A 24558-nucleotide genomic window follows, 5' to 3' on the forward strand; every position below is an offset into this window, starting at 1 on the left:
GCCCGCCGTCGTGCCTGTGACAGACTGAACACGTGCATCGCGGTGACGGACGACTGAACCACAACCTTCTCGACGACGACCACGGCCCTGCGGACCACTGCGGCGTCTTCGGTGTTTGGGCTCCGGGGGAGGAGGTCGCCAAGCTGACCTACTTCGGTCTGTATGCCTTGCAGCACCGTGGCCAGGAGTCTGCCGGTATCGCTGCCAGTAATGGCAAGCGCATGCTGGTTTACAAAGACATGGGACTAGTTAGCCAGGTTTTTGACGAGAACAGTCTCAGCTTGCTGACTGGCCACATCGCTATTGGCCATACCCGCTATTCCACTACTGGGGCTAGCCGCTGGGAGAACGCCCAGCCCACTTTGGGGGATGCTGGTCAGGGCACGGTGGCGCTGGCGCATAACGGCAACCTTATTAACTCGGCGGAGCTTCGTGAGGCTGTGCAGGAGCTTTCTGGTGGGGCTCATCACGGTGAGCTGAAGCAGGGGAACACTACGGATACTGCGTTGGTGACGGCGTTGCTGTCGCACAGCGAAGGTGCGTCTTTGGAAGAGCGTGCGCTGAAGGTATTGCCGCTGCTGCGGGGTGCTTACTCCTTCGTATTCATGGATGAGAACACGTTGTATGCGGCACGTGATCCGCAGGGTGTGCGTCCGCTTGTGTTGGGGCGTTTGGAGCGCGGCTGGGTGGTTGCCAGTGAAACCGCGGCTTTGGACATCGTCGGTGCCAGCCACGTGCGCGAGATTGAGCCTGGTGAGTTTTTGTCCATCGGTCCCGATGGTTTGCACAGCACGCGTTTTGCTGATCCTGCTCCGGCTCGATGTGTTTTTGAATATGTATACCTGGCTCGCCCGGATACGACTATCCATGGCCGTAATGTCTACACGTCCCGGGTGGAGATGGGGCGGGCGCTGGCGCGTGAGCACCCAGTCGAAGCCGACATGGTGATGGCTACGCCAGAGTCGGGGGTGCCTTCAGCTATTGGGTACGCCCAGGAGTCAGGGATTCCCTATGGCAACGGTCTTGTGAAGAACGCGTATGTGGGGCGTACGTTTATCGCTCCTAGCCAAACCATCCGCCAGTTGGGTATTCGTTTGAAGCTCAATCCGCTGCGTGAGGTGATCGCTGGTAAGCGGCTCGTGGTGGTGGATGACTCAATTGTGCGGGGGAATACACAGCGTGCCCTGGTGCGGATGCTCCGTGAGGCCGGTGCAGCTGAGGTGCATGTACGTATTTCTTCTCCGCCGGTGAAGTGGCCTTGCTACTACGGTATTGACTTCGCTACTCGTGCTGAGCTCATCGCTAATGGGCTTGATGTGGATGAGATCTGCGCAAGTATCGGTGCTGACTCGCTGGGATTTATCAGTGATGAGGGCATGGTCGCGGCTACTGAGCAGGAAGTAAGCACCCTGTGCACGGCGTGCTTCTCGGGTAACTATCCGATCGAGCTGCCTGAGCCAGGAGATCTAGGCAAGTCTGTGCTTGAGCAGAAGGGGCTGCGCCCTGCTATTGATGCCGAGGCCGATTCGGGTCTGCTTGATGCACAGCTTACTGAGGTGCGTCATGGCGGTACGGGTCGTGTTGTTTCTCCTGATGCGCCGTCGGCTCATGCCCCTGCCGGCAGCGACCACTGACCCTCGTAAGCCTGTTTCTGGAAGGACCACCATGAGCGAAAACACTTCACCGATCACGTATGCCGCGGCTGGCGTTGATGTTGAGGCTGGCGACCGTGCTGTTGAGTTGATGAAGGCCTCTGTGGCCCGTGCGCAGCGCCCTGAGGTTCTGGGAGGGTTGGGCGGCTTCGCGGGGATGTTTGATGCCTCTGCGCTGGCGGGGATGAAGCGACCGGTGTTGGCAACGAGCACTGATGGTGTTGGCACGAAGGTTGCGATTGCACGTGCAACGGGCATTCTCGACACGATCGGTATTGATCTAGTCGGCATGGTCGTGGATGACATTGTTGTGTGTGGTGCTGAGCCGCTGTTCATGACGGATTACATCGCATGCGGCAAGGTGGAGCCCAGCCGGATCGCATCGATTGTTTCTGGGATTGCTCAGGGGTGTCGCCAAGCGGGTGTGGCTCTGGTCGGTGGTGAGACGGCAGAGCACCCTGGTCTTATGGCTGCGGATGAGTTTGATTGTGCTGGCGCGGCAACTGGTGTTGTTGAGTATGACGATGTGCTCACCCCGAACCGGGTTCGTCTTGGCGATGCAGTGATTGCCTTGGCTTCTTCTGGGGTGCACTCCAATGGATATTCCTTGGTGCGTGCGGTGATGGATTCTGCCGGGTGGGGGTATGACCGTCACGTGGATGAGTTTGGCCGCACGGTGGGGGAGGAGCTTCTGGAGCCGACCCGTATTTACACAAAACTGCTTTTGGATGTGCTGCGTGCACCTGGTGCCGATGTGCATGCGTTGTCGCACGTGACAGGTGGAGGTTTGGCAGCCAACCTTGCGCGGGTGTTGCCCGCTGGCGTTGCGGCTGTGGTTGACCGTTCTACGTGGAATCCTCCGGCTGTTTTTGAGGTGATTCAGCGCTTGGGAGCGGTTCCTGGCGCAGATATGGAAAAAACCCTCAACTTGGGTGTTGGGTTTGTTGCTGTAGTGGCGCCGCAGACGGCTGAAATTGTGATCGAGAAGGCTCGCGCTGCTGGTGTGGATGCCTGGCATATGGGTGAGATCAAGGATCTTGATGAGGCTGCTGGTCTTGCCGATGGTTCTGGGCTTGTTCAGGGAGCCAAGGGCGTGCAGGGCGGTGCTGTCGCGATGGTTGGGCATCATGGCAATGGTGTAGGCGCCTGAGGTTCACGAAGGCCTGACGGGGCGTGTGGTGTGAGTACAGGCAATGGGCCTGTTACTCACACCACACGCTCTTGTTGGGCTGTTTTGGACGTAGTTGAGGGACCGCACCACGAATGGTGCGGTCCCTCAACTACTGTGCGTGGCTTTACTGGTGAGCGAAACGTCAGTGACTACGCGAAGCCCAGCCCGAGTAATCGTCTTCGTCGTCGTCCCAGTCATCGTGGGATTTACTTGCATTCCCACGACCTGGCTGACGCGTCTGCTCTCCGTGGAGCTCGCGCTCAAGTGCCCTCAAGTCAGTGTCAGGAGTCCAGTATTTGAGCTCCCGAGCGACTTTGGTCTGCTTTGCCTTGGCTCGGCCGCGCCCCATGGCGTCGACCCCCTCACGCGTCCGTCGGAGTGATCCCGTCTCGCCCTTCCCACGAAGAGACCACGTGGCCGACACAATCTCGGCAGCGTGGTCCAGCATGTTCGGGGTGGAGCCGGGACGGCTCCGGAAATTCTGTCATGGTTCGTACCTCTACCGTACAGGACGGAATCGCCAACCAGGAACCGTGGCGGCTATCAGAAACGCACATCAGGAATACTGCGTGTCATTTCTTTGCACCAAAACCGGTTTTCTAGCCAGCGGAACCGCCGGTCACGGTTGGTGTTGAGCTCCTGGTTCCGCATGTGATGCGGTCTGTTCGCCCGCCGCAGAGCTTTCTTCGGATTTCTTCTTACTCCCCGCGTGGATTCGGCGAGCCAGTTCAGCGGCGGAGCCAGGTTTGGCCTCGGCTGCCGCATTAGCTTTTTGAAGGTCCCGATAGATTTCTTCGCGGTGGATATCAACATCAGAAGGAGCCTTGATGCCGATCCGGACGGTGTCCCCGTTCACCTCCAACACGGTCACGACTACGTCGTGACCGATCAGGAGGCTTTGCTGGGGTCGGCGACTGAGTACCAGCACGTGAATTCCTTTTCTCGGCAGGTGCACCGAAGGTGGAGGGGTGGGAACTGCTGCTTTTGGTTACGGTAGCGCGGCAGTACTCAACTGACAGGGAGGCTCGCACGGAGTGGCAGATTCTGCCCGTCGAGGACTACCTGCATTGCCTTGCGTGTCTTTGTGTTGACGATGAGGGGTGCCATGAGGTTCGCTGCGGGCCCTTCGTTTTCAGAGCCGAGGTTCACAACGAGGAAAACCAATGCTTCTTCGGGGGAGTCAATGCCCAGTCGGGCAGCAGTGGACGGGTCGATGACTGGTGAGTAATCGGGGAAGAACGGGTTCGGTGCGATAACAACGAACGCCATGTCAGGAATGTCTAGGCACTCCATTTCGTACAGGCCGCCTTCTGCCTCGCTGAGACGGAAGTGCTGCGCCAGAGGGAATCCGACGAGACCGGCATCGAGAGTGATGTCGACGCTTGTGTTGACATCGGTCGTTGTGGTCATAGGTGTGTCTCCCACCCTTGTACTGGTTGGTTGTCTTCCCGGACGGCCTGGTGCCGCCCGGCGGTCAGTTCGGCCATGGTCGTAAGGGTCACGATTTTTGGTCGAACAGGTGGCGTGAACGGCTATTTGCTCGGGCCCCTTTGGCTGTGTAAGTGTCATCGCCAGTGGGACCGGGGGTGTGATTGAACTTTTCGAGCGTGTCCTGCACTGCTTTGTAGCTAACCTCGAGCATTTCGCTGTTGGTGCGGCTCAGTGCTGCTAGTTCTGCGCTGGCAACGCTGAGGGCCTGGCGGTGTTCTGCCAGTACCTCGTTCCACGGTGCAGGAGCTGCTGCAGCGATGGCGCTGAGAGGGGTTTCGGGGCTTAGTCCGAGTGCTTCGCATACGGGTTGGGCATCGACTGCGCGCATCAGGTCTGCTTCTCGCATTTCTGCAAGAACGAGCTCGATCTCCCGGGTTGAGCGGCCCAGCCAACGAGATCTGCCTGTTTCCACTAGCGCCTGTTGTGTGTCGAGGCGGTAAGTGAGAAGTTCAAGCAGCTCCTGGATGCGCCACAACCCTGTGGAGAGGTTGGACAGCGCCATGAGTGCTGTGTCGTCGAGGGACAAGTTCCTCATCGCGGTCTGCGTGTCGTTCACATTCGGCTCATCGACGTGCCAGCGGTGGAGTTGAGTGAAAGCGGTGGTGACCAGGAGTTTCTCTGCGTGCAGTTACCTTAAAAAGAACTTTTTTCGATAATTAATCTGACGAAGAATGTTGAGTGAGTAAATGATTCCGAAAAATCACTGAGAAATACGTGGGTGTGATTTTTTGGGAAAATATTCTCAGGTGGAGAATTCGAGCTTCGATGAAAAGTTGTGCACTCGTCTTTGTTGGTCGTTTTATTGCTTCTTTTTAAAACAGTCGTATGTCCAGTTAATTGTCGACAACTCTCCGAAGCGACTGTTTTCTTGCATTCAAGTGTTCAGTAAATCGTAAAGTAATCAAGCTCAAATAGGGCTGCAGCCAGGCATTTCTCAAAATGTGGTCAATCTTTGATGCTTCAAAGTATCTGGTCTGACAGTGGATTCGTGACCGTTTCTGATGAAAACCAACTCTCCGCAGCGAGTTCCACTGAGAGTTCGGTTGATATTGATGAGTTGTGTCGTGTGCATCTTCCTTTGGTGCATTTTGAGGTGAGGTCGATCGGTTCTCGGTTGCCTTCGCATGTGTATATGGATGATTTGGTGTCTGCGGGTATGGCGGCGTTGGCTGCTGCCGCGCGCTCATTTGATCCGTCGTTGGGTGTGCCGTTTGGTCGGTACGCGGTGCGGCGTATTCGTGGTGCGTTGTTGGATGAGTTGCGTTCTGCGGACTGGGCTACGCGTTCGTTGCGCTCAAAGGTGCGTCGTCGTGATGCGGTGCATGATGAGTTGGCTGCGAAGTTGGGGCGTCGTCCTGAGGTGGGTGAGGTTGCGCAGGCGTTGGGTGCGTCGGTGTCTGAGTTGGAGAAGTTGGATGCTGATCTGCATTCGTCGGTGGTGTTGCGTCTTGATGTGATTACTGATGGGGCCGGTGGTGATGGCTCTGGGGTGGATGCGTTGTTGCCTTCGAGTGTGGCTACGCCTGAGGCGACGTTGTTGGCGCGTGAGCGTCGTGCGTATTTGCGTGATGCGGTGGCTGTGTTGCCTGAGCGGTTGCGTGTTGTGGTGCGGGGGTGTTTTTTCGAGGATCGCCCGATGCGTGAGTTGGCTGAGGAGTTGGGGGTGACGGAGTCGCGTATTTCGCAGATGCGTGCGGAGGCGTTGAAGTTGTTGCGTGATGGGATGAATTCGCAGTTGTCGCCGGAGATGTTGGAGTCTGGTGGGCGGGGTGGTGTTGGCGGTGGTGGTGCGGTAGCGCGGCGTAAGGCTGCGTATTACGCGCAGGTCGCTGCTCGTTCCAACTACCGCGAACGACTCTCCCTAGCACAAGGTGATGAGGACATTGATAACCACAATGCCGCGATGTGATGGCTCACGCCGGTGAGGCGTATTGATGGAAGTATCGGTCGTTTTTCTTAAGCAGCGAAGGAAAAGGTCGATACGAAGGTGAGTTCGATGAACAATCATCGCCTGATGGTCTTCGGCTACGTGCTTGGGACGGCTAGCGGGTGGGTTGGACCTCCACACAGTGGAGTTGAAAACTTTGTTGCGATGCGGGAAGTCAGAGGATTCCCCAGCCTCCCCCCGCATGCCGGCTTTCCCCCTGCCGGCTTTGACAAGGGCCTTTGCGCCTGAGTGCCCCCAACACTCGGCGCAGAGGCCCTTGCGTGTGCCCGGTGGCTACATATCGGAATTGTCCTGGTGTTCTTCGGGGCGCTCTTTGCGGGCGGTGAGTACGAACTCGTATGCCTCGAACAGGGTGCGGGCTTCATTGTTATCTACTCCGTAGGCGCTGAGCGCATCTAAAAGCGGAGTGAGCTGGGAGGGGTCAGCCAGTGGCAGTGTGGTGGCGGCTGCTGCTTCGCACCAGTTAAAGCCGCTACGTCGCAGTAGGCTTGCTCCTTCGATCATGGTGTAGAAGCGCAGGTGGGCGGGCTGAATCGGGCCTGTGGTGGTGTAGGTGAACCGGTCTTGAAGTAGCAACGGCAGGATGACCGACCAATGTTTGATATTGGGCAGGGTTGCGATGAGGAGTCCATCATCAGTGAGGTGATCGATGAGGGTGCGCAAGAGCCCTTCGGGATCGACAAGGCGTTCGAGGGTCCCTGCGAGGACGATGACATCGAAAGGTTCGCCGTCTAAAGGCAGCGCTCTTGGGCGGGTGAAGTCGACGGAATTGAGGTCTAGGTGGTGTACCTCATCCAGACAGGTGCGGGCAGCGGTTGCCAGGGGAGCGCTGGATTCGATGCCCACGACGTGTGCACCGAAGCGGTCTTTGACTGCTGCCCCTCGACTACCTGTTCCGCATGAGACATCAAGAACGCGCCGGGTTCCTTCGGGGATGTGATGTAGGAGCTCGCCTCGTTCAAGGGCGAGGGCATCGCCCATGGGGATGTTGGTGGGGGTTTCAGTAGTGGGGGGAAGTTGAGCCTCAAAAGTGAGGTTGTTTGTGGGGTTGGTCGGATGTTCGCGCCAGCGTTGCAGCATTGCTTTTGTGATGCGGTGAGCTGCGCGTCCTTGCCAAGCCACAGCGGCCATCTGGAACTGTTGTGTTTGGTCGATAAGGGGATTGTTAGCGGTGAAGTCTGTGGTGGATAGCTCGATGGGAGAAACGTTCATTCCGCTCAGGCGTGCCCGTTCCAAGATCGATCTGCCGACAGCGTCGATTTCGTCAAGGTCTTGTGGGCAGGGCGGTTCGGTTGGTGTTACGGGAACTGAACCGACTGGGGGAGTGTGCGTTGTCTCCAGGGGTGCTAGGCGACGTGGGGCCTCAGGGCGAAGTATGAGGCAGTCGGTGGCGACGTCGCCGTCGCGTTCAGGGCCGAAAACATCCAGGGCGGGGTCTGCGGTCAGGGCGCGAGTGACTTTGATAGCGAAAAGAGGATCGGTGATGCGGGTTTTTTCCGAGAGCAGGATGATTGCTTCGACTGCCTCCATGGCAGCGGCAGCTTCCATCATGTCGGCGTATGCCTGACTGCGTGGCAAGTCTGTAGTGGTGATCAACGTTGCATCCCGACCGCCGTGGTCGGCGATGCCGGGTAGACAGTGCTTGTCGAAAACGTCTTGGCACTCGATGTGTACACCGAAGACGAACACGGAACCTCCTGCTTGCCCGGAAAGAGGGGGTCCGGGCTGTGCGGGGTTCGCGGTCCCGGTCCGGGATGTGAAGCCAATCGGCGAATATGGCGCGGTTGTAAATGAATTCACTGGTATGGGAACGCTTTTGAATGAGTAAGGAAAGCGTTTTCTCTTTGTTGTGAACGGTTGTCTTGATGTCACGTTCGGAATTACAAGCTCCGTATTATTGAGCTGGTTATAGGTGGGTAAATTTTTTTGCGCAACAGTGATAAATGGTTATCCCATGCACGCATGAGGCCGTGGATAAAACTGTGAATATCCTGATATTGACCATCTGACCTGCTATGTCTCAGTATATAGACACGGGTAGTCAGGGTGTTTAGTGATTTCTAGGTTTCGTTTCGTGACTGCTTCTAATTCAATGACAAGCCCCAAGGGGAAGGGCGAAAAAGAAAACCAGAACATCCACATGAATAGGTTCGCTGCCCGCGCGCTGCTCAATGAAAGTGAAAACGGTCAGGAACAGTTGGAAACCCCTGAATCAATGTCCATTGATGAGTTGTGTCGTGTGCATCTTCCTTTGGTGCATTTTGAGGTGAGGTCGATCGGTTCTCGGTTGCCTTCGCATGTGTATATGGATGATTTGGTGTCTGCGGGTATGGCGGCGTTGGCTGCTGCCGCGCGCTCATTTGATCCGTCGTTGGGTGTGCCGTTTGGTCGGTACGCGGTGCGGCGTATTCGTGGTGCGTTGTTGGATGAGTTGCGTTCTGCGGACTGGGCTACGCGTTCGTTGCGCTCAAAGGTGCGTCGTCGTGATGCGGTGCATGATGAGTTGGCTGCGAAGTTGGGGCGTCGTCCTGAGGTGGGTGAGGTTGCGCAGGCGTTGGGTGCGTCGGTGTCTGAGTTGGAGAAGTTGGATGCTGATCTGCATTCGTCGGTGGTGTTGCGTCTTGATGTGATTACTGATGGGGCCGGTGGTGATGGCTCTGGGGTGGATGCGTTGTTGCCTTCGAGTGTGGCTACGCCTGAGGCGACGTTGTTGGCGCGTGAGCGTCGTGCGTATTTGCGTGATGCGGTGGCTGTGTTGCCTGAGCGGTTGCGTGTTGTGGTGCGGGGGTGTTTTTTCGAGGATCGCCCGATGCGTGAGTTGGCTGAGGAGTTGGGGGTGACGGAGTCGCGTATTTCGCAGATGCGTGCGGAGGCGTTGAAGTTGTTGCGTGATGGGATGAATTCGCAGTTGTCGCCGGAGATGTTGGAGTCTGGTGGGCGGGGTGGTGTTGGCGGTGGTGGTGCGGTAGCGCGGCGTAAGGCTGCGTATTACGCGCAGGTCGCTGCTCGTTCCAACTACCGCGAACGACTGACGACCGCTATTGATGCCTCAGACGAAATCACACTATTTAGCTCACGCGAATCAGCGTGAGGTGTTTCATAAATAGCGGGGTTGCTCCTGCGTGTCACATGGCGGTTGCCTCTCGTAACTCGAGCCATCTCGGCAAGTGAGACACATCTCTTGTGTGGCGTGAATCACACTCAAGAAAAACAGGCACCCATGAAAAACACTGCAACACAAGACTTATCGCTGGTCACAGCCACAGCAAGAAAACAATCAGACCCACCCATTCGGGCGTAAAACACCCGTGCAAGACAGGTTGTCCAGACTTTCCCCACGAATGTTGTCAACGCCCATAAACACATGCCGAATGGGAGCCTGTCCCGAACAGACACCGACGTGATTGCGGCCTCGAGAGCAGACATGATCGGTCGGGGGCGGTCACACACTCAGGAGCGGTCACACGCACGCATGGACGCGAAAACCCTCGAGGAAAGCAACACTCAGCACGAACCACGGCTCCCGCCGATCAACGGCGGGAGCCTATTCACGCCAACACTCAACCCCACCCGGCCTGACATACAGCCACAAGAACGCCAACGTACTGCGCAAACACAGCTGTGAGCACAGCCGAAAGGAACTCACGTGGCCCGAATCGCCCTAGTGATGATCGCGCGTGACTCAGCCAGATACATAGAACGAGCCCTCGCCAGTGCTCACCCCTACGTAGACTCCAGCATCGTTCTCGACCTGGGCTCACGCGACGACACCGCACAACGCGCCCGCCGCGCCGGAGCCCACGTCACCAAAGCCACCTGGCACGACGACCCCTCACTGCTGTGGAACCAAGCCCTGTCTGCAGCCAACGCCGACTGGCATCTCATCCTCGAAGCCCACGAATGGATCGACAGCGGCGCTCACCAGCTCGAACACATACGCACATGGCCTCCCAACCGCGTAGGCCTGATCGAAATCATCCCCGGAGCAACATCCCGAGGAGCCGAAGCACCTCACCTCCAACCACGAATCCTGCCCGGATCTGTACGCTTCACTGGCCGATTCCACCCCGAACCGGCCTACCCCGGCATGAAAACCCACCCCCTGCCCACCGTTATCGCCTGCGACGACGCCGACGTCCTCGGCTGGTCCCTCGATCGCAACCTCGTCGGAGCCGCAGTAGCCCAAGCCCTCTTCATCCACCCAGATGACCCCCGCATCCTCGCTGAACTTGGCAAATGGCAACGCGCCCAAGGCGACCCCAGCGCAGCCGCAGGCAGCTTCGCCCGCGCCGCCGACGCCCTCGCCCCTGGACTGCTAGACCGCCACACCTACGTGATGGAAACCCTCGATGCCCTACGCGCCGCCAAACGCCACAGCGACGCCCTAGCACTCATCGATGCAGAAATGGGACAGTGGGAAAAATCACCTGACTTTCCTTACCTAGTAGGCGAATTGTTCTTCGACATGATCCTCGCTGACCCCAACAAAGCAGCTACGCTCGCACCCATGGCCGAAGCGTGCTGGAAACGAGCGATGTCGATCGGAGACACCACAAACCTGCCCGGCACCGTCACCGGGCGCGGAAGCTTCCTCGCAGCTCAAGCGATGGCAGTCATGCACACCACCCTCCAACACCCAGACGAAGCCGACCATTGGTTCGCCAAAGCACACGAATTACGCAGCGCAGCACCCTACGCCGCCCGACCCCGACTACTCGGCTAACCGTGCCGCAAAACGCAAGCAACACAGACAAATTCCTTACTCAAACGAGTAAAAACAACGCCGATGAGCACACCATGACCACCAAACTGCTCGCCGCCTGCATCGTCGCCACCGACGAAGCCACCGACCTGCGCGCGTGCATCGCATCACTGCAGCGCCTAACCCCACTCGTCTCCGAAATCTGCGTCTACAGCATCGGAGCCGACCCCCGCATCCTCGACCAAGCAACCAACGCAGGCGCCACCGTTACCACCGGCACCGGCGAATACGACGAAAGCCTCGCCCGCAACAACGCCGCCGCCATGACCGACGCCACCTGGGTCCTGCACCTAACCCCCAACGACCGCGTCACCGCCGACACCGAACGCCTCGAACGCCTCATCCAAGCAACCCCCGGAATGATGGCCCAACCCGACCTCCTATCCATCCTCCTCACCCACGACGACGACCCCACCGAACACCGCGAAAAACTCCTCTACCGCCCAGCCATCGCCCGCTTCCGCGGAATCCACAACCCCCAACTCGAACCACTCATCCCCGGCCGCAAACCCACCACCCTCACCCCCGGCCGCGACGTCATCACCATCAACCGCACCACCAACACCCCCGACCCCGCCACCAACCGATCCCGCCTCGAACGCCGCCGCCACCGCGCCACCACAGCCATCACCACCCTCGAACACGAAGGCACCGCCGGCGACGCCCTCGTCACCGCACTCGTCGAACGCGCCCGACTCCACCGCGCCCTCGGCGACGACAACGCCGCCCTCACCGACCTCACCCGCGCACGCACCACCCGAGCCACACGCATCTGCCGCTGGCGCGCCCGCCAAGACCTCGCCTCCCTGCTCATCGCCCACAACCACCACAACGCCGCCAGCGCTGTCATCGCCGAACTCGACCGCGACGGAGCCGACAGCGAATACACCGCCTGGCTACGCGCACTATCCTCAGCCTCACAAGGCAAGGCCTACTCCGCCCTACGCACCCTACGCACCCTGCACAACGTCACCGCCGCCGACGGCCGCAAAGTCCCCACCACCACCATCCTCAACGAACGCATGATCCTCGCCGCCCGCATCGGCGAATTCGACGAAGCCCTCGACTGCTGCATCCGCCTAGTCTCCGTCCACGGCCAACCACAACGCTTCGCCCGCATGCTCCTCAAACTCTGGGGCGGACGATCCGCCGCCGGACTAGCCGAACGACTCATCGAAACAGGCGGACCCAACCAAACCGCCGTCGCCGCAGCCCTGGCCCAACTCGCCGAACCCGGCCCCACCATCGCCGCCAGCCTGCTCGAACCCACCAGCGAAAAAACCCCCACCGCCCCCACCCACTAACCACCCCATCCACGCAACACAACACCACAAGCCACCAGCACAAACATCGCCACAGGGTCCCCGAAAACACCCCCTGGTATACAGCCACACCGCATGTGGAAAGCCCCCATCTATACCTTCACAAACAAAGGTGCACAACCGCACCAAACCGGGGGAACAACCACAAGGGGACACCTGTGACGAGCACCACGCCCGACACCAGGCACACGCGCCAACACACCACCAAGCCACACCACCGCCACACCTGGATCACCCTCGACCGCGTCCCCCTGCTCGCCCTGGCCGCCCTCCTCATCCTCAGCCTCGCCGGCGCAGAGATCTACCTCAACTCCGGACTCGTCATCCCCGACACCCCCTTCCGACCCGTCTGGGCCTCCTACGACCGCGCCACCGCCATCACCCTCGTCACCGCCGCGCTCATCGGCCTACTCGGCGCCGCCACCATCCCCCTCAAACACCCCATCCCCCTCACCTGGCGCACCACCACCCACACCCCAACCACCCGCAGCACCGCCCTCTGGTTCACCATCGCCGCCAGCGGAGTCACCCTCGGTCTCATCGCCAAAGGGCAATACCTTCTCTGGGCACCGGCCTACCTCACCTTCGAAGCACCCCCACCCATCATCTCCCTCGCCAGCGTCATCGCCCCCGTCGCACTCATCGCCGCAGGCATCGTCTCGACCCGACACCCCTGGACCGGCGCACTCCTAGCCATCGCCATGGCCACCATCCTCTTCTCCGGCGCCACCCGACTCTTCGCCGGATCGGCCGTACTCTTCCTCATCGGTCGACTCCTCGGCGGCATCCGCGTCCACGTGTGGGCCTGGTTTCTCGGCGGCACCTCCGCCGCCATCGCCCTACCCATCCCATTACTGCTACGCAACCAACTCACCCACGGCCTCATCCCCTACACCGAAGCCACCATCAGCCACCTCAGCGAACCCGGGTACCTCTCCACCGTCATCTCCACCATCGCTGAAAACGTTGGCTTCACCGTCCCTCTCCTGGTCCACGTCGCCGCAGAACGCGGCATCACCATCGATGACATCCTCATCGAACTCAACCCCGCCCCCGCCTCCATCGCCGGGTGGGACCGCATCGTCGCCTCCATGCGGGTCCACTACTACATCCCCTACTCAATGCTCGGAGAATTCGCCAGCTTCGGCGCCCTCGCACTCACTGTGGCCGTCTTCGTCTGGGGAACCCTGCTGCGACTATGCATTCAACTCGTCGCCGACCCCGACTGCGGACTATCCCTGCTCTTCCTGGCCGCCCAACTAGGCCTATCCCTCATCAGCGTCCTCTACATCACCCAATACAACACCCGCAACGTCAACCGCGTCGTCACGATGATGATCGCCCTGGCCCTGGCGTTCTATCTAGCCAAAGCATTCCTAGCTCATTTCCGCTCTAGCGAACTACAGCCCCCTGACGCACCCGCCCTGACAACCTGAGGAAAAGAGCGCTATGGGTACCTCACTTCGACGTATGACACGACACACCACGATCATCACAGCCGCGATCCTCCTAACCGCAGGTGCCGGAATCGCTACCAGTAAAACCCCCATCGCAGCAGAAACCCGACGCAGCATCCTCGCCCACTCACCCGACAGCACTCTGGCCACCCTGGTCGCTGCAACATCCACCCAGCTGCCCGGCAAACAAGTGTGGGCACACATGGTTCCTCACGGACTCGCCGACTACCACGAAAAGCCAGGTAAAACTGACTACGGATCGACCTACCCCCTGGACCTCATCCCCGGCGGCCCTAGCTCACCTCCTCGCCCCACCTCAGGTTTACCCCGCGCCCAAGCAGCCGGACTCACCGGAATGCAAATACTCACATTCGAAGGAATTAACCGCGGCAGCGACTTCACAAAAGAATGGATGAAACAAGCTGACCCAACATGGAATGACTCCCACCCAGATAACGACTTCTCTATCGCTCCATGTTTTATGGCATCCAGCTCCGACGGGCTCATCCGTATGATCCGCGAATACCTTGAAATCGCAAAAGAACATGCATCAGCGGCAAAAATAGGCGACAAATTCGTTATCTACATTTACGGTCCCCGAAATATGCCGCCACAACAATGGGAAAAAGTCCGCGACACCATTGACCAGCAGCAGCTGCCCGTCTACCTCATCGGCGACCTCCAGACCGACTCCTCCCAAACCGGGCACACCCTCGATGCCAGCCGTATCGACACCTACGCCCACGCCTTTGACGCTGCCTGGAACTTTGAAGACAGCTCCCAGTACATCTGGAACGACATTCTGCGTTACACCATCTCCCGCAGCCTGCCCTACGCCGGAGGAATCATGCCCGGCTACAACCGCGAAACCCCCGGCGGGGGCATCGTCGACGCCCAAGGCACCACCATGATGCGCAATCAGTGGGAAGCTGCCCTTACCTCCGGTGCCCCCTGGCAAAACATCATCACCTGGAATGACCTCGTCGAACACACCGACATCAAACCCAGCAGCGACTGGAACATCACCCGCTCAGACATCAACGCCTTCTACGCGGCCAAACTCCGCGGCCTCCCCCCACCGGCACCCCGCGCCGAGCTCTACATCACCACCCCCAACCACACCCGAGCAGGCCAAACAGTGCACGCAGAAGCACTCATTCTCAACGGTGGAAAAACCGACGTCATCGTCAATGTGCAACTCCATGACGGCAGTGGAGCCCCCATCGGAGAGCCCATCCGTATGACTGCCCCTGCAGGTAAAGCCACTGCAGCCACCACCAACACCCCCCTTCCTGCAGATCAGCCACCATCACGACGTTTTCTACGCGCCCACGCTTGGAGCCTCACCACTGGCGGGATACCCCTACAACACGTTGTCTCCGCACCCGTTGTCGTCTACGGCGCCAACGAAAAACTGCGCACCACCAACCAACGCACCCACTACTACTCCATCCCCGCAGCTCGCGCCCTGCCGGCCAACCCAACCTTGAGCCTCACCGGCGACGCCACGCAAGGAAACGCCACACTCACCGCCGCGCACTCCATGCGATTCGTCGAAATCCTCCAAAACACACGCTCAGCCAAACTCAGCTTCGATACCGCAACAGCTACCAGCGCCCTTTCGGCCCTATCGCGCACCATTGTCGGAAATCAGAAAATAACCACCGATTCCGCCGGTTTTTATGTTGGTCGCATCATTGATTCCAATGAAAGAGTCGCTTATTCAGACCCCGTATACATCAGCGACCCACGCAGTTGAGACACTTCCCCTAATCCACCAATGATGAATAGTAAGAAAAATAAAACTTCTCGGGGGATAAAAGTGACATTTATGGACATGCTGCGGCTTATCCGCAAAAACCTCATCATGATTGGTGCTCTCGCTGTCCTCGGAGGAGTCATCGGCGGATCCTGGGCCGCTTTGACCCCAACGACATACACCTCTACAGCCACCCTGGCCGTCGTTCCCGCCCAAGGCACTGGCAACGCTAACCAAGACCCCATGACAGGCGCGATCGCAAGCATGATGCAAACCTTCGCCACCTCTACCACCACCGGTGAAGTGCTCAGCCCCGTCAAACAAAGCGTTACCCCCGAAGAATCACTCGACACTCTGCGCAAACGCATCAAAGTCAATGTGCCCACCGCCTCCACCCTGCTAGAAATCACCGCAACCGGAACCTCCTCTAACGAAGCCGTATCCCTAGCTGACGCCACCGCCGACTCCCTATCCAAAGTCGTCGGGCAACTCGCCCCCAAAAACCCCACCAACGGACAACCCACCATGACAACCGTCCGTATGACCCGTGGAGCTGACTCCGTCACCACCAAGGGAGCGTCCACCGGCATATACGTACTCGGCGCACTCATCACCGGATTCGTCATTGCACTGCTGCTCGCACGAGCCCGCGCAAACACCCCAAACACTAATGCCGCCGCAATCACCCCCAGCGCTGCCCCCGCCGAGCAGCCAGCCACAACATCCCTACAGGTCACTGAACAAGTGTCCTGAACAGGTAACAAAACCTCTTCACTGCCTGCCACTACTTGCCGATAAGGCAAACGACCCCATGTGTGCCTCGGCCGCTGGCCGGTCAACAACCACGGAAGGTGAAACAGCACAAGGAGGTCCACCATGCGTATCCCCGCAGACATGAATACGCTGGCCAGCGTCATACACCGAAACTGGGAACACCACGCTGACATCGCAACAAAAGCGGCCGCATCCCTGACCAACGGCACACACCAACTCGCCGTTGACGACAGTGCAGGAATCACAATCGCCGAGCGTCAACGCGCCCTGGCTCGCAGCATGTCCGCAGCAGGAGGTAACGCACAAGACGCCATCGCCCTGGCCCGGGTAGGACAAGGAGCGATGACCTCGATGACGGCCATGCTGCAGCGCATGCGCACCATGGCCGTCCAAGCTGCCACCGGAACATATAGCGACGGTCAACGTGCCGCGCTCCACAGCGTCGTTGTGCTCAACCTTGGCGAGATGTCAGCGATGATCGAACGCACGCGGGTCGATGGCCAATCCGTTCTAGGAAACGGCACCATCACCATTCAAACCGGCGCCTACGCAGGCCAGAGTGTCACCTTCGACAAAGCCAAAGTTGACCCTGCCTCGCTGGGCTTAGGAGAACAAAACAACCCAGGCATTGACCTGCGCACAGCTGACGGCGCTAAGTCTGCTCTCGAAATACTCAATGAAGCCCTCGACAAACTGTTCGCCGAACAGGCCGCTGTGGCAGCCATGGAAACCCGCATGGCACACGCTGCGCGGGCACTAGCAGTAGCCGAGCTTCAGCAAAATGAAGCGCTCTCACGCCGAGAAGACACCGACATCGCAGCAGACAGTGTCCGGCTAGCGCACTCCGAACTCCTCGTGAACACCAGTGCCGCTCTCATGGCACAAGTGCTCACTGTTCAACGATCTGTGCTCGACATGCTCTTGCCACCAACGCCGCCGCAAAATCACGACACCACAACTGAGAGTGCCCCCTCACCTGGGGCAGTTGTGCAGGTCGCTGCCACGAACGCGACATCTGTGCTCGCTGCACCTGCAACTGCGGTAACACACCCGATGCAGCAAGAAACCGCCCCCACAGTCATTGAACCCAAGGACACAACGACACCAGAGCCAGTTCACCGTTCATCAACAGCCGCGGCAGCGACCTGGTCGCACAAGCCGACAGAAAAACTCCCAGTCACTCCACAGTAAGAACGATCTTGCCCGCGGCATGCCCCTCCATCGATGCACGCACCGCATCGCCAGCCTGCTCCAGAGGGTAAGAAGCAGCAACATCGACCCGGACTGTGCCCTCATCGACCAGCTGCCCCAACGCGGTCAAGTCTGTGCTGCTTGGCCGAACCCACATGTACTGCCCGCCATACCCGATAACGGTGGGGTCAATGATCGAAACATGGCGTCCACCCGGAGCAAGCACTGCCGTAGTCACATCGACCACGCCACCGATGTAGTCCAGAACAACATCTACCCCCTCGGGTGCCATGTGACGCACCCGTTCAGTAAGCCCTTCGCCATACGTGACAGGCTCCGCGCCAAGCTCACGCAGACGGTCATGGTTAGCAGGCGAACCAGTGCCGATAACACGAGCCCCCAGCCCGGCTGCGATCTGGGTAGCGAAAGACCCCACACCTCCACCTGCAGCGTGGATGAGCACGCTCTGGCCCGCCTCGACAGCAAGACGGTGAATTGTTTGGTAAGCAGTCAAACCTGCCAGAGGAAGCGCGGCTGCTTGCTCCCAAGTGAGTGAACGAGGTTTACGAGCTGCGGTACGCACTGGCACGCTGAGCTGTTCAGCCCACGTTCCGTGCTGGACCCAGTCTTTGCGGGCATATGCGATGAGTTCGTCACCGACTTGCCATTCAGGGCAGTCGAATCCCACTTTTTCGACAACACCAGCCACATCCCATCCCGGAACAGCAGGGAAAGTGACATCCATGACGGGATCCAGATGCCCCTGCATTATTTTCCAATCCACTGGATTGACGGCAGCGGCTTTGACACGGATGAGCAGTTCTCCCGGGCCGACTTTCGGCTCTGGTAGGTCAGTGTGGGTGAGAACTTCCGGTCCGCCATAGCTGGAGTATGCGATTGCCTTCATAGCTTCTTCAGCGTTGCAGGCCCGCGGGACATTCCCTACCACGAGCATGTATTTACAGCTTTGTGATGGATTTTGTGCGGTCTCACAGTAGAAGCGAAGAATCCGCGAATACCGTTGAGGGACATAGCTGAAAATCCCTGACCTTTCAGACCCGTGGAGGCACCATGACCGCTGCTCGCGAACCCGTACCCAGTGGGCCAAGCCTGGAGGACCTCGCCGATGAAACACCAGAACTGGCTCTATACGGAAAAGGGCCACAATTCATGCCAACGAGCGTCCTCGCAGGGAAAGCGGCAGTAGCACCACCACGAACAGTGGAAGGATTCGCCCAAGAATTCCTCGAAGAACTGAACTTTGGCCAGGGGGTTTCCCTAGAACGAGCCACAGTAAACGATCAATACCTAGCTCTAGCGCGCACAGTGCGGCAATTCATGCAAGCAGACTGGCTGAAAACTGCCCGCCGCCGCCGCGAAGCCACCGAAACCGGCACAGCCACAAAACTCATTGGCTACCTGTCCGCCGAATACCTCCTCGGCCGACAACTTGGCAACGCACTCCTGCAAACAGGGCTAGAAGAAATCGCTAGCCAAGCATTGAGCTCACTCGGTATCGACCTCGAACTCTTACGGGCACAAGAAATCGAACCAGGCCTAGGCAACGGTGGACTCGGGCGCCTAGCCGCATGCTTCGTAGACTCTCTGGCAACTTTGGACACCCCCAGCATCGGCTACGGCATCCGCTACGAGTACGGCATCTTCCGACAAACCTTTGACCACACCGGACAACAAGTAGAAATACCCGATCGATGGCTCAAACTCGGCGACCCATGGGAATTCCCCCAACCCGACCGCGCGGTCATCGTGAACTTCGGTGGACACACCGAGCAATACACCGACAACGACGGCACCCAGCACGTGCGCTGGAACCCAGGCTGGAACGTCGAAGCAGTTCCCTACAACATCATGGTTCCCGGATACCGCAACGGCGTTGTCAACACACTACGGCTATGGCGCGCCCGCGCAACAGAAGCATTCGACCTCAACCTCTTCAACAAAGGCGACTACGCAGAAGCAGTACGGGCAAAAACATTCGCAGAAAACATCACAAAAGTTCTCTACCCAGAAGACTCAACTCCACAAGGCAAAGAACTCCGACTCCAACAGCAATACTTCTTCGTCGCAGCATCGCTGAAAGATTTCATTGAACAGACGATGCCAGAAAATCTCGACCTTCATAACCTGCCAGAACGAGTAATCTTCCAGCTCAACGACACTCACCCCGTCATCGCCATCCCCGAGATGATGCGCATCCTTGTCGACGAAAAACAATTCACCTGGGATGAAGCATGGGACATCACAAAGCAATGTTTCGCCTACACCTGCCACACCTTGCTACCCGAAGCACTAGAAGTATGGCCCGTAGAACTCCTCGGCCGGCTCTTACCGCGACACCTCGAAATCATCTACCGCATCAACGAAGACTTCCTCAACGAAGTACGCCGCCAATGGCCCGGTGACGAAGCCCGCGTACGACGCATGTCCATCATCCAAGAAACCCCGGTACGCGCCGTACGCATGGCATACCTAGCCACCATCGCAGGCACCAAAGTCAACGGAGTCGCCGAACTACACAGCCAGCTCCTGCGCGACAAAGTCCTTCCCGACTTCTGCGAATACTGGCCTCATAAATTCACCAACGTCACCAACGGCATCACACCCCGCCGCTTCCTATGCCTGGCCAACCCACCCCTGAGCAACCTCATCACCGACACCATCGGCGACGGCTGGGTCACCAACCTCGAACGCCTCACCGAACTCGAAAAATACGCCGACGACCCCGAATTCCAAGCCCGATTCCGCGAAGCAAAAAACACCAACAAACGCAGCATGCGGGCACTGCTCAAAAACCGTGACGGCATCGACCTACCCGAAGGCCACCTCGTAGACGTCATGGTCAAACGCCTCCACGAATACAAACGCCAATCACTCAAACTGCTTCACATCGTCGCCCTCTATAACAGCATCATCTCCGGTGCGAGCGACCCGCGCACCATCACCCCACGCACCGTCATCTTCGGCGCCAAAGCTGCCCCGGGCTACTTCATGGCCAAACAAACCATCGCTCTCATCAACGCCATCGCCACCACCATCAACACAGATGAACGCGTTGCCGGGCGCCTGGCTGTTGCCTTCCCACCTAACTACAACGTCACTCTCGCCCAACGCGTCATCCCCGCAGCGGACCTCTCCGAACAAATCTCCCTCGCCGGAAAAGAAGCATCTGGCACCGGCAACATGAAACTCGCCCTCAACGGCGCCCTGACCATTGGCACCGACGACGGCGCCAACATCGAAATCCGAGAAAAAGTCGGCGACGACAACTTCTTCCTCTTCGGCATGACCGAACCCGAAGTAGTCGAACTCGACAACACCGGATACCAACCCGCTTCTTTCTATGAATCCAGCCCCACCCTCAAAGCCGCAATCGACCTCATCTCCTCTGGACACTTCACCAACGGCGACCGTCACGCCACGGACGCCTTCGTTGGCGACCTCCTCGGATCAGACCGATTCATGGCGCTCGCTGATTTCGATTCCTACATGCAAGCGCAGGCACGAGTAGAAGCGTTCTACGCCGATGAAGCAGCGTGGACTCGGTCCGCGATTCTTAATGTGGCCCGCTCTGGGTTTTTCTCTTCGGACCGGTCAATGCGTGATTACCTGGACCGCATCTGGAAGTAGCCAGTCGGCAGCTTCAGGTGGGTGTTGGACACGCCCACCTGAAGCTGTCTGGGTGCGTGGGTGGTGTTTGCAGTGTCAGAGTGTGGTCCGTGAAATTCCCGGGATGGGCCAGATTCGATGATCTTGTAGACGGCACGGCCGTCGTTGTTCGTGCTAGCCGTGGCCAGGTGGTAGCGCACAATCTCGATGAGGTTGTGGCTGCGTTGGCTGAGGTTGAGCGGCGTACGGCGGCAGGGCAGTGGGCTTTCGGGTATGTCGCTTACGAGGCGGCCTCGGCGTTTGACTCAACTTTGAGCACGCACGAGCCAATGCCGGGGCTTCCATTGGTGTGGTTTGGGTTCGCTGACCAGGTTGCGTTAGTTCCCGCAGTGGGCAGCGCGGGGCGTTGTGGTGTCCGCAGGGTTACCCCGCAGCGTGCTGCGAGGCGTATGGATGTGGGGTCCTGGCATCTTGATTGGGATGAGGGTAGGTACAGCGACGCTGTTGAGGCTGTTCGGGGGCAGATAGCTGCCGGTGAGACCTATCAGGTGAATTTGACGTGTCGTAGTTATGCGTCGCTGCAGCGGCGTGGGCGCGGTGGCGGGGTGGGGCCTGCGGACATGGTGCATGTGTATGAGCGGTTGGCTGGTCAGCAGCGTGGCCGCTATAACGCCTACATCGAGACGAACCGGCACACGGTGGTGGGGGCGAGTCCGGAGTTGTTTTTCCAGTGGCAAGCTCCTGGTGCGGGGGAGTCGGGGGCGGGGACTGTCACGATGCGGCCGATGAAGGGGACGGCGCCGCGTGGTGCGGATGAGCAGGGGGATGAGGCTGCGGTGGCTGCTCTTTTAGCTAGTGAGAAGGAACGTGCCGAGAATCTGATGATTGTGGATTTGGTGCGGAATGATTTGCAGCGGATTGCGGTGACTGGGGGTGTGCAGGTACGGGAGTTGCTTACTCCGGAGGTGTATCCGACGGTGCATCAGTTGACGTCGACGGTGTCTGCGCAGTTGCGTGATGGGGTTGGGCTGACGGATATGTTTCGGGTGTTATTTCCGTGTGGTTCGGTGACGGGCGCGCCGAAGGCGAGCACGATGTCGATTATCAAGGAGCTTGAGACGAGTCCGCGGGGGGTGTATTGCGGTGCTGTGGGGTTGGTGACGCCTCCGGGGCAGCGGGTTGTGCCGTATCGGGCGCGGTTTAATGTTCCGATTCGTACGGCGGTGGTGGATGCGGGTGCGGGGCGTGCGGTGTATGGGGTGGGTAGTGGGGTGACGTATGACTCGCGTGCGGCGGCGGAGTGGCGGGAGCTTGCTGCTAAGACGCGGGTGCTCCAGCGGGGGCCGGGGCGTTTTCATTTGATTGAGACGATGCGTGCTGTGGATGGGGCAGTGGTGCATTTTGATGAGCACGTGGAGCGGCTGGCCTCGTCGGCGAGGTTTTTAGGGTTTCGGTGGGATGAGGGTGTGGTGCGGGCTGCGGTGGAGGAGGAGGTTGCGAGGTTTTGGCGTGCTGGTGGAGGCGCGGCGAAGGTGCGGTTGACGTTGTGTCGTGATGGTCAGGTGGGGGTTGTGGCAGTGGAGGCGCCGTCGTTTTCACCGTTGCCGGTGGTGCCGCCGGTGGAGTGTGGAGTTTTGGGGGAGGAGATGTTGGGGGTGGTGATTGATGAGGAGCCGGTGTGGTCTGGGGATTGGCGGTTGCGGCATAAGACGAGTTTGCGTGAGGTGTATGTGTCGCGGCGGGAGCGTCATCCGGGTGCGGATGAGGTGTTGTTGGTGAATGAGAAGGGGCGTGTGACGGAGGGGACGGTGTCGAATGTTGCTGTGTTGGTGGATGGCCGGTGGGTGACGCCGTCGTTGGGGGAGGGGTTGTTGCCTGGTACGGCGCGGCGGGTGTTGTGTGAGTCGGGTGTGGTGGTGGAGGGGTGTTTGTCTGCAGATGATGTGCGGCAGGCAGACGGGGTGGCTGTTTTTAATGATCTGCGGGGGTGGCGGTGGGGGAAGGTGTTGTGACTCAACCACAAACTAATTCCGCGAATTCTGTTGAAACGCAACAAAATTCACATCTTTTATTCAGGTTGTTTTGGTTGCTTTATCAGGTTGCGAACGTAGGTTCCCTGCAACCGAGGTGAAAACCATTACCAAACCTTGGTTTCGAGGGTCTTTCTCCGCATTAGAGAAAAGATTCTCACTGGGGGCTACTTCATAGATAGGTCAGATCAGGGGGACCCATAGTCTTAGTGCATCTTCTGCATCTTTCGGGGAATGCTTTATGGATGCAGCGGAATCGGCGCTAGTGCTGGCTATGTGACGAATACCTTTTTAGCGACCCGTCTTACGGTTGACCTCCGTTATTTATCAAAAATTTTTTATGAAATCTTATTACGGAGGAAGGTCTTCTTATGAAAAAGAGGATTGCTGTATTGCTTGTGGCCGCAGCTGCTTCGGCTGGTTTGGCTAGCACGGGAACTGCGCATGCGGCAGGTCAATGGAAAGACGCGGACGCTATCGCGGCGCTGAGCTTTGATGGCAAAAGCTGTAGCGGCGCGATTGTGAAGCTCAAGGACTCTAAACCAACGGATAAGGCCCTGCTGCTCAGCGCGGGCCACTGTATTCCTGGGCCTCATTTGAAGACGGGGGAGTCGGTCGCGAATAAGAAGATCTCTGGCACGGGTAACCGGGTGCAGATTCACAAGGGCGCAGATAAAGACAACCACCTGAACCCGCTGCAGACCCATGTCACGGATGTTGTTTACGCGACGATGACGGGCACGGACGTCTCGCTGATGAAAATCGACAAAACGTATGCTGCGCTACAGCTTGCGGGGATTAAAGCTCGTGAAATCCCTGGCGATGATCTGAAAAAGGGTGACGCTGTCTCGGTTCCAGCACCGGGGATCGGCCAGTCTTTCCATGGCTGCAAGATCGAGAACACCGGCTTGACCAAGAAGGTGAACTCGTGGACCTGGAACAACTTCGTTGAGGTTTCTGGCCAGCAGTGCGAACAGCTACGCGAGGGAGCCAGCGGCTCCCCAATCATCAGTGACTCTGATGGCCGCATCCGCGGCATCGTCTCCATGGTTGGCGACGGCCCAGGAAAACGCGTTCACGGATTCGGCGCCCAAACCTCCGCCCTCCTCGGATGCGTGAAAGACGGCTCCTACTCCGCGAACACCTGCAAACTCCACCCCGCGGGGAAGTAATAATTTAAATATTGACTAGATCTAGAGAGAAAATCTAGATTTTCGAAGATGTTTATTTCAAGGAAGTGGCCTCGCTGTATCATTCAGTAAGGCCACTTTTTGAATGAGTGTTTGAACTGTGCGCTCTCCGGTGATTTACAGAAATTCGGTAAGAAAGAACAGGATTATCCGTGATGTTGTGTATCTCTACGTACATATAATT

19 protein-coding genes are annotated in these 24558 nt (G+C 58.5%); 13 read left to right on the forward strand and 6 right to left on the reverse strand.

Going from position 1 to position 24558, the window contains the following annotated elements:
• Nucleotides 1-32 precede the first annotated feature (32 nt).
• Together purF and purM are read left to right on the forward strand one after the other, a co-directional pair.
• Nucleotides 33-1634, forward strand: coding sequence for an amidophosphoribosyltransferase (purF, locus tag AC2T9U_RS02205; RefSeq protein ID WP_493696513.1), 1602 nt, complete (start codon nucleotides 33-35; stop codon nucleotides 1632-1634).
• A 31-nt stretch (nucleotides 1635-1665) separates the two neighbouring features.
• Nucleotides 1666-2802 (forward strand): phosphoribosylformylglycinamidine cyclo-ligase, encoded by a 1137-nt coding sequence (purM, locus tag AC2T9U_RS02210; protein ID WP_493696514.1) that lies wholly within the window; start codon nucleotides 1666-1668, stop codon nucleotides 2800-2802.
• 163 nt (nucleotides 2803-2965) lie between these two features.
• Here purM and AC2T9U_RS02215 read toward each other — a convergent pair whose 3' ends face one another.
• The 4 genes from AC2T9U_RS02215 to flgN all read right to left on the reverse strand — a co-directional run bounded on the left by AC2T9U_RS02215 (nucleotide 2966) and on the right by flgN (nucleotide 4849).
• A complete protein-coding gene (locus tag AC2T9U_RS02215; protein WP_028326778.1) occupies nucleotides 2966-3172 on the reverse strand; it encodes a DUF3073 domain-containing protein in 207 nt (68 codons plus the stop codon).
• A gap of 270 nt (nucleotides 3173-3442) precedes the next feature.
• Nucleotides 3443-3751 carry a carbon storage regulator CsrA gene (gene csrA / locus AC2T9U_RS02220; protein WP_208302099.1) on the reverse strand — a complete coding sequence of 103 codons (309 nt, stop codon included), beginning with the start codon at nucleotides 3749-3751 and terminating at the stop codon, nucleotides 3443-3445.
• A gap of 80 nt (nucleotides 3752-3831) precedes the next feature.
• A complete protein-coding gene (locus AC2T9U_RS02225) occupies nucleotides 3832-4233 on the reverse strand; it encodes a flagellar assembly protein FliW (RefSeq protein ID WP_115031249.1) in 402 nt (133 codons plus the stop codon).
• An 88-nt stretch (nucleotides 4234-4321) separates the two neighbouring features.
• Entirely contained in the window at nucleotides 4322-4849 is a 528-nt protein-coding gene (flgN, locus tag AC2T9U_RS02230; RefSeq protein WP_115031247.1) for a flagellar export chaperone FlgN, read from the reverse strand.
• Between the two features lie 453 nt (nucleotides 4850-5302).
• Between flgN and AC2T9U_RS02235 the strand changes: the two genes are divergently transcribed.
• Nucleotides 5303-6223, forward strand: coding sequence for a sigma-70 family RNA polymerase sigma factor (locus AC2T9U_RS02235; protein WP_258553216.1), 921 nt, complete (start codon nucleotides 5303-5305; stop codon nucleotides 6221-6223).
• Nucleotides 6224-6535: 312 nt separating this feature from the next.
• Here the strand turns inward: AC2T9U_RS02235 and AC2T9U_RS02240 are convergent, their stop codons facing one another.
• Nucleotides 6536-7951: a class I SAM-dependent methyltransferase gene (locus AC2T9U_RS02240; RefSeq protein ID WP_493696515.1), complete on the reverse strand. Its 1416-nt coding sequence runs from the start codon at nucleotides 7949-7951 to the stop codon at nucleotides 6536-6538.
• Nucleotides 7952-8336: 385 nt separating this feature from the next.
• Here AC2T9U_RS02240 and AC2T9U_RS02245 point away from each other — a divergent pair, with 385 nt between their 5' ends.
• From AC2T9U_RS02245 to AC2T9U_RS02275, 7 genes are all read left to right on the forward strand, one after another.
• The gene (locus tag AC2T9U_RS02245) at nucleotides 8337-9353 is read left to right on the forward strand and encodes a sigma-70 family RNA polymerase sigma factor (RefSeq protein ID WP_493696516.1); all 1017 of its coding nucleotides are present in this window, start codon (nucleotides 8337-8339) and stop codon (nucleotides 9351-9353) included.
• A 555-nt stretch (nucleotides 9354-9908) separates the two neighbouring features.
• Nucleotides 9909-10985: a glycosyltransferase family protein gene (locus tag AC2T9U_RS02250; protein ID WP_208303851.1), complete on the forward strand. Its 1077-nt coding sequence runs from the start codon at nucleotides 9909-9911 to the stop codon at nucleotides 10983-10985.
• A gap of 2 nt (nucleotides 10986-10987) precedes the next feature.
• The gene (locus tag AC2T9U_RS02255) at nucleotides 10988-12328 is read left to right on the forward strand and encodes a glycosyltransferase family 2 protein (protein WP_493696517.1); all 1341 of its coding nucleotides are present in this window, start codon (nucleotides 10988-10990) and stop codon (nucleotides 12326-12328) included.
• Between the two features lie 176 nt (nucleotides 12329-12504).
• The gene (locus AC2T9U_RS02260; protein ID WP_493696518.1) at nucleotides 12505-13782 is read left to right on the forward strand and encodes a hypothetical protein; all 1278 of its coding nucleotides are present in this window, start codon (nucleotides 12505-12507) and stop codon (nucleotides 13780-13782) included.
• 34 nt (nucleotides 13783-13816) lie between these two features.
• Nucleotides 13817-15562, forward strand: a complete 1746-nt coding sequence (locus tag AC2T9U_RS02265; protein ID WP_493696519.1) for a glycoside hydrolase family 71/99 protein — start codon at nucleotides 13817-13819, stop codon at nucleotides 15560-15562.
• A 72-nt stretch (nucleotides 15563-15634) separates the two neighbouring features.
• The gene (locus AC2T9U_RS02270; protein ID WP_493696520.1) at nucleotides 15635-16315 is read left to right on the forward strand and encodes a Wzz/FepE/Etk N-terminal domain-containing protein; all 681 of its coding nucleotides are present in this window, start codon (nucleotides 15635-15637) and stop codon (nucleotides 16313-16315) included.
• Between the two features lie 123 nt (nucleotides 16316-16438).
• Nucleotides 16439-17527: a flagellin N-terminal helical domain-containing protein gene (locus tag AC2T9U_RS02275; protein WP_493696521.1), complete on the forward strand. Its 1089-nt coding sequence runs from the start codon at nucleotides 16439-16441 to the stop codon at nucleotides 17525-17527.
• Here the strand turns inward: AC2T9U_RS02275 and AC2T9U_RS02280 are convergent.
• A complete protein-coding gene (locus AC2T9U_RS02280) occupies nucleotides 17514-18434 on the reverse strand; it encodes an NADP-dependent oxidoreductase (protein ID WP_493696913.1) in 921 nt (306 codons plus the stop codon). The two genes, AC2T9U_RS02275 and AC2T9U_RS02280, sit on opposite strands and share 14 nt — an antisense overlap.
• A 263-nt stretch (nucleotides 18435-18697) precedes the next feature.
• Between AC2T9U_RS02280 and AC2T9U_RS02285 the strand changes: the two genes are divergently transcribed.
• The 3 genes from AC2T9U_RS02285 to AC2T9U_RS02295 all read left to right on the forward strand — a co-directional run bounded on the left by AC2T9U_RS02285 (nucleotide 18698) and on the right by AC2T9U_RS02295 (nucleotide 24356).
• The gene (locus tag AC2T9U_RS02285) at nucleotides 18698-21175 is read left to right on the forward strand and encodes a glycogen/starch/alpha-glucan phosphorylase (RefSeq protein WP_493696914.1); all 2478 of its coding nucleotides are present in this window, start codon (nucleotides 18698-18700) and stop codon (nucleotides 21173-21175) included.
• An 89-nt stretch (nucleotides 21176-21264) separates the two neighbouring features.
• Nucleotides 21265-23166, forward strand: a complete 1902-nt coding sequence (locus AC2T9U_RS02290) for a chorismate-binding protein (RefSeq protein WP_493696522.1) — start codon at nucleotides 21265-21267, stop codon at nucleotides 23164-23166.
• Nucleotides 23167-23555: 389 nt separating this feature from the next.
• Nucleotides 23556-24356, forward strand: a complete 801-nt coding sequence (locus AC2T9U_RS02295) for a trypsin-like peptidase domain-containing protein (RefSeq protein ID WP_028326764.1) — start codon at nucleotides 23556-23558, stop codon at nucleotides 24354-24356.
• Nucleotides 24357-24558 lie beyond the last annotated feature (202 nt).

The organism is Dermatophilus sp. B7861-1 (genome assembly GCF_058996045.1).

Coding starts and splice junctions, on each gene's coding strand:
- purM (WP_493696514.1), top strand. CDS start 1,666: ATGAGCGAAAACACTTCACCGATCACGTATGCCGCGGCTGGCGTTGAT.
- AC2T9U_RS02215 (WP_028326778.1), bottom strand. CDS start 3,172: ATGGGGCGCGGCCGAGCCAAGGCAAAGCAGACCAAAGTCGCTCGGGAG.
- AC2T9U_RS02225 (WP_115031249.1), bottom strand. CDS start 4,233: ATGACCACAACGACCGATGTCAACACAAGCGTCGACATCACTCTCGAT.
- flgN (WP_115031247.1), bottom strand. CDS start 4,849: ATGAGGAACTTGTCCCTCGACGACACAGCACTCATGGCGCTGTCCAAC.
- AC2T9U_RS02265 (WP_493696519.1), top strand. CDS start 13,817: ATGACACGACACACCACGATCATCACAGCCGCGATCCTCCTAACCGCA.
- AC2T9U_RS02270 (WP_493696520.1), top strand. CDS start 15,635: ATGGACATGCTGCGGCTTATCCGCAAAAACCTCATCATGATTGGTGCT.
- AC2T9U_RS02275 (WP_493696521.1), top strand. CDS start 16,439: ATGCGTATCCCCGCAGACATGAATACGCTGGCCAGCGTCATACACCGA.
- AC2T9U_RS02280 (WP_493696913.1), bottom strand. CDS start 18,434: ATGAAGGCAATCGCATACTCCAGCTATGGCGGACCGGAAGTTCTCACC.
- AC2T9U_RS02285 (WP_493696914.1), top strand. CDS start 18,698: ATGCCAACGAGCGTCCTCGCAGGGAAAGCGGCAGTAGCACCACCACGA.
- AC2T9U_RS02295 (WP_028326764.1), top strand. CDS start 23,556: ATGAAAAAGAGGATTGCTGTATTGCTTGTGGCCGCAGCTGCTTCGGCT.